Annotated in this window: 3 protein-coding genes; all 3 read right to left on the bottom strand. The window is 35.7% G+C overall.

The features are described from left to right. The coding region (locus tag AC30RD_RS07605) for a polyribonucleotide nucleotidyltransferase (protein WP_489493844.1) at positions 1-1,975 on the bottom strand (1,975 nt) is incomplete at its 3' end. An 11-nt stretch (positions 1,976-1,986) separates the two neighbouring features. Beyond that, complete coding sequence (locus AC30RD_RS07610; protein WP_489493846.1) at positions 1,987-2,262, bottom strand: J domain-containing protein; 276 nt, start codon at positions 2,260-2,262, stop codon at positions 1,987-1,989. 4 nt (positions 2,263-2,266) lie between these two features. Further along, positions 2,267-3,253 (bottom strand): hypothetical protein (locus tag AC30RD_RS07615; protein ID WP_489493847.1); only part of this gene is annotated, 987 nt, incomplete at its 5' end.

Consider the following 3,253-nt stretch of genomic DNA (forward strand, 5'->3'; position numbering starts at 1 on the left):
CTTTAAACTGAGGGATAGGAGCCTCCTCTTTTTGTGTTATACTTTTTATATGTTCGCAAGCGGCTATAACTTTTGGCTTACTTTTTCCGGAAACCTTGACTTTTCCCCTTTCTCTTTCTATGTCTATACTAACTTCAAATTTTTCTATTATCTCTTTTATTGTTTTTCCAGCCTGGCCTATAATTTGAGCGATTTTACTTGGATGCACGCTAATTGTTTGAGTTGTTGGCAAATTTTCTACATTAACCTCTATCTTTTTAGCGGCTTCCTCCATAATATGTAGTATATGATCCCTAGCCTCTTTTGCCTGCATTAGAGCCTCTTTTAAGATATTAGCCTCTATTCCTCCAAGTTTTATATCCATTTGAAGAGCGGTTATTCCATCTTTTGTTCCGGCCACTTTAAAATCCATATCTCCATCATGATCCTCTAATCCCATAATATCCGTTAATATAGCGTATTTATCCTCTTCAATTACAAGTCCCATGGCAACTCCAGCTACCAAATCCCTAGTCTCAATACCGGCAGCCTTTAAAGCCAAAGCCCCGCCACAAACAGTTGCCATAGAAGATGATCCGTTAGACTCTAAAATCTCAGAAACCAATCTAATTGTTTTATCTTCCGGAACGTCAACTACCGGTTCCAATGCTCTTTTTGCCAAATTTCCGTGTCCTAACTCTCGTCTGCCAGGAGCACCTATCGGTCTTGCTTCTCCTACGCTAAAAGGAGGAAAATTGTAATGAACCATAAAATGTTCATATTCTGGCCCTTTGCTCGTTAAAAGCTCATACATCTGAGCGGCGGTTTTTTCACCAATGGTGCATACTACTAAAGCTTGAGTTTGACCTCTTGTAAAAAGACACGATCCATGTGCGGAAGGAAGTATATTTGTTTCTATCTCGATTTTTCTAACGTCTTTTAATCCTCTTCCATCGGCTCTTTTTCTCTCATTTAAGATCATTTCTCTTACGATCTTTCTTTTATATTTATCTACAACCTTTAAAATAGTCTCTTCTTCCCACTGCTGTTCAATCGCTACGTTATCTGATGCTATCTTTTTAGCAATCTCTTCAAGATTTTGAGCTCTTTCGCTTTTTGCCATAGCGTTTATAGCGTTATATATCTCATCTTTATAAAACTCATCTATATATATCCAAATATTTTCATCTATTTTTTCTGATCTTATTTCAACCTCTTGATGCTCTTTTGCAACTTCTATAAAATATTTTTCATACTCGCCGCAAGCCAAGTTTATCGCTTCTTTACCTTTTAAAATAATATCTGCCAACTCCCCTTCGCTAAAGGCGTTTGGATTTTTAATCATCACTACCTCTTCCGCCAAAGTTGGATCAAGCATAGGATCGACCATTGCCGGAGGTAAAATTTCTGGCTCATATGTACCAATAGACCTCATCTCTATCATTAAAAGATCATCTTTTGTCCCGGCAAGATATAGATCTAGGGTGCTATCTTTTAGTTGGGATAGTTTAGGATTAAAAACCAACTCTCCATCAATCTTTGCTACTCTCAATCCGCTAACTGCGGTTCTTATAGGAATATCGCTAACATATAAAGCAGCACTTGCGGCATTTAGCGCTAACACTTGTAAATCGGCATCTTCATCGGCACTTAAAACCAATACCGTAATAACTACAGGATTTAAAAAACCTTTAGGGAAAAGCGGTCTTAAAGCTCTATCTACGATCCTAGCGGTAAGAGTCTCAAAATCTCCGGGTTTTTGCTCTCTTTTTACAAATCCTCCAGGTATCTTACCTGCTGCATACGATTTTTCGATATATTGAACGGTTAGAGGCAAAAAATCCTCTTCTACTGGATTTTTATCCATAACCACCGTTGCAAGCATAACGGTGTTTTGGCTTTTTAAAAGCACGGCTCCGTTGGCCTGTTTTGCAACTTTTCCTATGTCGTATTTCTCTTTGATATTATTCATCTCAAACTCAAATATGCAATGCATTTATCCATCCTTTAAAATCTAAATTTATTCGCATGATTTTTAACTGGAAACTGTTTTAAAATCTCCTCTTCGCTAAAACTAAATTTATAGTTTTCTATATACTCTTTTAAAAGTTTATAAGCTCTGTTGATCCTCTCCATCTCGCTTTTATCCCCTCCTATGTCGGGATGATATTTTTTAGCCAAAAGATAGTATCTTTGTCTTATATCTTTTAACGAAACAAGTGGAGGAAGACCTAGCACCTCTAGAGCGTTTTGTATCTTTTTGACTATCTCTTCTTTTTCCATTATATCACTTTATAAAAGATCCCGCACCACTTGCGGTTCCAAGAATAGATTTAAAATCTTGATCAATAAAATCAAACCCTAAACCAAAAAAGAAGTTTGTAGCGTCTTCGTTTAAAAAATTGTCTATCCCGATAAAGGTATCTAAATGTTTTAAAAATCTATATCTTGCAAGAAGTTTTAAATGAGCTTTATCCCCTCTTACATCGTTTACGGCGTTAAAATCAAAGGCTTCAAAGGAGATTTTGGCCTTATCATTAAACATAAAATAGTCTATTCCAACCCCACCGGTACTTTCAATAACACCGATCCTGAATAAAAAGTCGTTATATCTTCTTCCATATTGAGCGGAAAATAAAATCTTTGACTCTTCATGATCTTCTGGCTCGATAACTTTCCCATTGCTATCAAGTTTAGAATAATCCTCGGTTGAAATAACGTCTAACATATAATATTTTTCGGGATTTGGAATATAGTATAAACTTGCGTAGTTTTTCGCAAAATGATCATCACTCATATATTCGCTTCTAAAGGCCACTTCTATCTGCGAGTTTGCGATAGATTCTAAATAGTTATCAACTTTTTTAAACGTATCTCCCCCTTTACTAAAAAAGGTATCAGCAGCCTTTATAGCGTTGCCAAGGGGCTCTTTATTTTTAGAAATCACCTCTTGCAAATCTTTTTCTAAAGAGGCAAATCTATCTAATATATCTGGCAGTTCATTTTTCAAATCTTTACCCACATCCGATAAATCTGTGGCAAGAGTATCGATTTTTTCCATAATTTGAGGGAGTTTTTCATTTATCGTATCGGCCGTATATGAAAATTTTGAAGACATATTTCCAAACTTTTCCCCAGCAAGCGCCAACTCTTTTGCCATAACCTTTAAATTTTTTATAGAAAGTTTAAGATTTTCTCTATTTTCATTTATTAAAATTTTTATCGATTCGGTAATCTCTCTCAAATTTGCTATAGATTTTTTTAAATCGTCTCC

The organism is Nitrosophilus sp., from assembly GCF_982775275.1.